Source organism: uncultured Gimesia sp., from assembly GCF_937919775.1.
Lineage (GTDB): Bacteria > Planctomycetota > Planctomycetia > Planctomycetales > Planctomycetaceae > Gimesia.
In genome coordinates this window covers 1-5855 of record NZ_CALFPF010000357.1, presented here as the reverse complement: position 1 = coordinate 5855, position 5855 = coordinate 1, and the positions used below count along the sequence as shown (strand labels likewise).

Genomic DNA, 5855 nt, shown 5'->3' with positions numbered 1-5855 from the left:
GTCAGGCCCCCGGCTTTCGTCGAGTTACTTTGGGTAAATTCCCTGAATTGAGTGGCAAGAACGTGAATTCAGGCCTCAATCTCGGGGTAATCATTCATATTCCCACTTCAGGAACCAGGGATCTTTGGTCTTTTGCTGCCAGGCTTTCAGCTTTTCCTGCATTTTTGTGAGGGTTTCCTGGTGTTCCGGCTCAAACGCCAGATTCGTCGCTTCGTAAGGATCGGCGACGATGTCATACAGTTCGTGTTTCGGTCGATGCAGATAAGAATAAACGGTTCTCTGCCCGAACATTTTATCTCCCCGCTTCAACACGCCCTGCCAGGTGGGAGACCGATATAAATCGGACGCGAACGGGTAAGGCAGTTCGTGGGCGATGTTGAAAATGTATTTATATTTCCCACTTAAGATGACCCGCATCGGGTAGTACATCGTGATTTCATGAAACGTGTGCGACGCGTAACTTTCATCGAACTCAGGCGCGTGATCTTTGTCGAGCGCACTCAGGAAAGAGCGTCCGTGGAATTGGTAAGGCACCGCTTTGCCTTTTCCCTCTACGCGTTTGCCATTGTTTTCCACGGTCCGCAAGGCAGGCACTGGTTTCGGGGTCACATTACAGTAGTCCAGAATCGTGGGCGTCAGGTCGGCCCAGGTGACCAGTGCGTCGGTGGTAATGCCCTGTTTTTTCTGGCCGGGATCGCGGACGATTAAAGGCAGGTTCATGCCCGGTTGATAAAGATTGGTTTTCGCGCCGGGGAACGGAGGGCCGTTATCGCTGAGGAACATCACGAGTGTATCTTCCCAGTGGCCTGTTTCTTTCAGCGTGTTGATCAATGAGACCACGCCCTGGTCGAGACGGGAGATGGCCTGATAGTATTCCGCCAGTTCCTCTTTGACTTCCTGATGATTGGGCAGCCAGGGGGGAACCTGGATCTGTTCCGGTTTGTAGGTAATCGGCGTCACGCCCGGGTAGTGATCGGGGTCGGCGTTGAAGTTGGAATAACCGTCGGGTCCGCCGCCCCGATGGGGATCGCTGCTGCAGTAATACAGGAAAAACGGCCGATCGTCTTTTTCGGTGATCCACTCTTTCGCGTTGGCCGCCATCACAGCCGAGTTCCGGTTTCCCTGCACGCCTTTGTTGCGGTATTCCTGAAACTGGTACACGTATTCGGGAGCCAGATGATATTTGCCGATGGAACAGGTGCGATAACCGGCTTCTTCCAGGAGGATCGGCAGCGATTTGACCGTGGCATACGTGCTGAAGTGATTGTAGCTGTGCGCGTGCCCGTAATGACCGGTGGCGTGATTATACAGGCCCGTCATGATCACCGAACGGCTGGCAGAACAACTGGCGGTGGTGCAATGCGCACGCGTGAAGCGGGTTCCCGATTCCGCCAGCATGTCGATGCCGGGCGTTTTGATGACTTTGTTGCCGTAACAGCCGGCCTGAAAACCCTGGTCATCGACAACGATCACCAGCACATTTTTCTGTGGGGGCGCAGCAGACGCTGGTTCGACGGAAACGAACAACAGCAGCAGACAGAGCATTCCGGAGAGACATCGATGCATGGTGTTGCTTTCTCATAGGAAGTAAAGGCGGGAATCGGATGCATGTTTCATCGCATGGCTTGAGATTTATTCTAATCGGCACGGCGGGCAATCGCAAATCGGCAAATGGGAAAGCGGGGAGTTTATGTGAAAGGTGCGAAAACAGTGAGGTCTGGCTTGATGTGCGGGGGATTCCTTTCGATAATTAAGTAATTCCTGCTGAGTTCCGCTCTGCCTGTCTGAGCCGAAAAGTTGGCTGACAGGGAGCCTCTATACTGATATCAAAATGAAAGCAATGACTATGACAACTTTGAAACGTGCAGCAACGATGTTAGCGCTGGTGATGGCGATTTCTACTTTGAATTTTGCAGCCGCCGAAGAAGGCAAGTTGAATCAGCCTCCTGAAGGATTTAAGGCGCTGTTCAATGGAAAAGATTTGACAGGCTGGAAAGGTCTCGTGGGCAGCCCCAAGACCCGAGCCACAATGAGCCCCGAAAAACTGGCCGAAGAGCAGGAAAAAGCAGACCAGGAGATGCGCGATCACTGGGAAATCGTGGATGGAATCATCGTGTTTGACGGGAAAGGCAAAAGCCTGTGCACCGCGAAAGATTACAAAAACTTTGAAATGCTGGTCGACTGGAAAATCAAGAAAGACGGAGACAGTGGCATCTATCTGCGTGGATCGCCACAGGTTCAGATCTGGGATCCCGCGGTGAAGGCAGCCAACGGCGTCGGTTCCGGCGGCTTGTACAATAATCAGAAAAATCCGAGTAAACCTCTGGTCACAGCCGACAATCCCGTGGGTGAGTGGAATACGTTCCGGATCAAAATGATCGGCGACAAAGTGACGATCTGGTTGAATGACACGCTGGTGACAGACAACGTGACACTGGAAAATTACTGGGAACGCGATAAACCAATTTACGAAACCGGACAGATTGAACTGCAGAACCACGGAAATACGCTTTATTTCCGAAATGTATTTATTAAAGAGCTTGAATAGTTACCATCAAGATCAGACAGTATATATGAAAGCGTAGAGAGTCTGCTCTCTGCGCTTTCTGTTTTACCCGTAGCCAGGTTCACGGCGGCGTTTCCAGGGTCCTTTGGATCAAGTATACTAAGTCGGAAGACGCTCTGGTTAAATGGGGCGCGCTCTGGAATCACCATCATTTTTCAACGAAACGTCATGAGATGCTCTCATCGGATGCACCACTGACTGACCCGACCGCGCTGGCCCGCTTTGGCAAGCTGGAAGTGGTCACGCGGCTGATCGTTGAAGGTTTTATGATGGGTCAGCACAAAAGTCCTTACAAAGGGGCCAGTGTCGAGTTTGTGGAGCATCGGCAATATTACCCCGGCGATGAAATTCGACACATCGACTGGCGGGCCTACGGCAAAACGGGAAAATATTACGTCAAGGAATTTGAAGAAGAGACCAACCTGCGGTGTTATCTCCTGCTCGACTGTTCCGGGAGCATGGCGTATGCCGGCAAGACGTTAAGCAAGTTCGAATATGCACGTCAACTGGCGGCGGCGCTGGGTTACCTGTTATTGAGTCAGCGGGACGCCACGGGTTTGATCACCTTTGATACCGCGCAGCGTGATTTTATTCAGCCTTCCGCGAACCCGAAAAACTTCGGACAGATGCTGGAAATTCTGGAGCAGTCCAAGCCGCGGAAAGAGACGGCGATTTCCACCGTTTTGAATCAGATCCAGCCATTGCTCAAACGCCGCAGTCTGGTGGTGTTGATCTCCGATTGTTTTGATGAACCGGCGGCCCTCGCCACGACGTTAAAGCAGTTGCGGCACGATCGCCATGAGGTGCTGGTGTTTCAAGTGGTGGCACCTGAGGAAGAAGAGTTTCCCTTCAGCAAGCCGACGCAGTTTCGCAGTCTGGAACGCAGCGGCCATCATCAACTGGTCGATCCTCACCAGTTACGGGCCCGCTATCTGGAACAGTATCAGGAATTCTGCGAGACTCTGACCCGGTTATGCGGGTCCGTGAACGTGGATTACCTCAAATTTCGAACGACCGATCCTTATCATCTGGCACTGGGTGCCTTTCTGAATCAGCGAACGCGACCCGGACGAAAGTGATTGATTAAAATCATGTCAGGCGAAAAAATCCCCATTAATCGCACGCTGGTCGGTCTGATCTCTGTTGCCTGTCTGATCACCGCCGGTTGTCTGCATCTGTTCGTGACCGTCGAACAGTTCGCTCAGAAAGTGGCGGCCACAGGTGCGTTCATGCGCGTGGGGCTGCTGATGTTTGCGTTCTGGCTGGCATTGCCAACCAGAAAACGCGATGCCGCCTGGGCGAATGTGTCCCCCTGGGTTTTCGTGGGGTTGATTGGCGCTGTTGTTGGCGTGGCAATCCGCCCTAAAATTGCCATCCCAATGATTGTGGTACTGGCTGTGATCGGTTTTTTCCTGCGGCCTCGCGACAGGAAACGCTCATCGCGACGTTAGCGACAGCAAAGCATTTCATCCTGACTGTGGCCGATTCGGAACAGACAGGATGAGTGCGGCTTACATCGGGCTTTGACCGCGACTCACCGGCTGTACCTGAAGATCCGTGGGCAGTTTGCGCGGTGCTTTGTCGGCCGCTTGCGTGATGACATCAATCGGTTGAGGCGGTTGCAGTCGATGGGGTTCGGCATTGTTTCTGCGCTGTGCATCGATGTAAACGCGGGCGGCCACCTTTAACAGTTGAGGTTTTCGGACAGGCAGCACGCCTTCCAGCTGATTGGAGATGCGTTCGACCCAGCCGGGCTGACGCTCCATCGCGAGTGACATCATGTGCATGAAGATCGAGACTTCTTTAAAATTGCGATCGAGAATCACATTGCTGACCGGAGCCAGAATTTTTGCTGCCATTTCCACGGTCTGGGAAGGAAACGAGACAAACATGGTCACCTGATGCGAAACGGAATCCAGTTTTTGATCGCTACCGGGAAAGTATTCTGTTTCCAGGTAAAGCAGCGCTTTGGCGGTGATCGGTTTGGCAATCAGCGGACTTTTATAGACGCCCGAGCAGAGCACGATCGTCTCTTTCGGAGTCTGATGGATGACTTCTAAGGTTCCGACAGTGCCGTCACCCGCATCCACTTCGTATGAGTAAGGACCGGTCTGCCACATCTGGAACTCGGAAAGTTTCATTTCACGCCAGATGCTGACGACCACATCGGGATGTGCGATAAAAAAGGCATATGCGGAATGATTGACGTCGAATTGAATCTTCGGCAGAACCCGATACATGCTGAGGTCTTTGAGTACGAATTCGGCATTGGTTCGATTCGCAGGCGTGAGTTTATCCAGGGGCAGTTGCGCCAGAGATGATTTCCTGGCAAAACGGGTCGATGATCCTTTGGTGAGCAAAGTAATGAGGTCTTCTTCATTCGGAACTTTTATTTCCTGGTCGGCAGGTGTTTGTTCCTGTTGAAATTCTGTCAGCTGCCGATCGGTGTCTTTCAAAAGATACTGATCGGCAGCCGACTTCGTCAGGGCCGGGCTCTGGCCATCGCGCTCATTGATTTGTGCTTCTTGTGCTGATGCCGTTAAAACAGGAACGGTAATGGTGCTGGTGACAGTAATCATCAGGATCGTCAGTCGCTGAATAAATTGTCTCATATCCATTTTCATCATGTGAGAACCTGTTTCTTTCCGCTATCAACTGGTGTTGTCTTGGTAATGTGCCTGTGCTGTCTGCGTTGGTATCTAATTTGGTGGCTGACTTGCGGAGGGGGCCAGAGTGGGGCCTTCCTCCAGAGTCGGCTCAATTTTCGTTTCATTCGGAAACGGGTCTGGCGGCACAAAAGTCGAAGGTTCGGGAAGAGGAATCAGGTCATCATGAGCTTCGCTGCTCTGAGAGTGCTGACTGCTGTAGTCGGTAATTGGTGTCGCGCTGATGTAATGGGGGCGGCAGTCATTGCAGCACTTACACCACCAGCGGTTAATTGGAGAGCGGCACCAATCGGGTTTGCCAATACGCGTCAGGTCCAAAGTCGGATAATAGAATCGGTCTGCATAGACCTGTGTGTCACTGACATCATCGATCAGATTATAATAGAGATTGCTGGCCTTAAAGCACTGGCAGCCTGAGCTCACTATTATCAACTGAATCAAGACTATGCAGACAAAAGCTGCGCGCATCTGCAGTTCCCCCCCCTTTTTGAATGTGACCATCCTTGGTCACAACAGTTCCGATGATGACTTGCACCATCTGTCGTACAATCGCCTGTACCTAAGGATGATCGGCTATCTCTGACGGGAAACTTTATCGATTATTCTGAATGAACGGGTTATCG

6 protein-coding genes are annotated in these 5855 nt (G+C 51.9%); 3 read left to right on the top strand and 3 right to left on the bottom strand.

Translation table 11 applies throughout. The features are described from left to right. Window positions 1–90: 90 nt before the first annotated feature. On the bottom strand, window positions 91–1566 hold the full coding sequence (locus Q0294_RS09940) for a sulfatase (protein WP_299464173.1): 1476 nt from the start codon (window positions 1564–1566) through the stop codon (window positions 91–93). Window positions 1567–1846: 280 nt separating this feature from the next. On the opposite strand from Q0294_RS09940, the gene Q0294_RS09935 reads away from it, so the two are divergent. The 3 genes from Q0294_RS09935 to Q0294_RS09925 all read left to right on the top strand — a co-directional run bounded on the left by Q0294_RS09935 (window position 1847) and on the right by Q0294_RS09925 (window position 4017). Beyond that, a complete protein-coding gene (locus Q0294_RS09935; RefSeq protein WP_299464170.1) occupies window positions 1847–2548 on the top strand; it encodes a DUF1080 domain-containing protein in 702 nt (233 codons plus the stop codon). A gap of 191 nt (window positions 2549–2739) precedes the next feature. After that, complete coding sequence (locus Q0294_RS09930) at window positions 2740–3645, top strand: DUF58 domain-containing protein (RefSeq protein ID WP_299464167.1); 906 nt, start codon at window positions 2740–2742, stop codon at window positions 3643–3645. 12 nt (window positions 3646–3657) lie between these two features. Further along, complete coding sequence (locus Q0294_RS09925; RefSeq protein ID WP_299464164.1) at window positions 3658–4017, top strand: hypothetical protein; 360 nt, start codon at window positions 3658–3660, stop codon at window positions 4015–4017. A 60-nt stretch (window positions 4018–4077) separates the two neighbouring features. Here Q0294_RS09925 and Q0294_RS09920 read toward each other — a convergent pair whose 3' ends face one another. Both Q0294_RS09920 and Q0294_RS09915 read right to left on the bottom strand, forming a co-directional pair. Then, entirely contained in the window at window positions 4078–5178 is a 1101-nt protein-coding gene (locus Q0294_RS09920) for a hypothetical protein (protein WP_299464161.1), read from the bottom strand. An 87-nt stretch (window positions 5179–5265) separates the two neighbouring features. Then, a complete protein-coding gene (locus Q0294_RS09915) occupies window positions 5266–5655 on the bottom strand; it encodes a hypothetical protein (RefSeq protein WP_299464158.1) in 390 nt (129 codons plus the stop codon). Window positions 5656–5855: the final 200 nt, after the last annotated feature.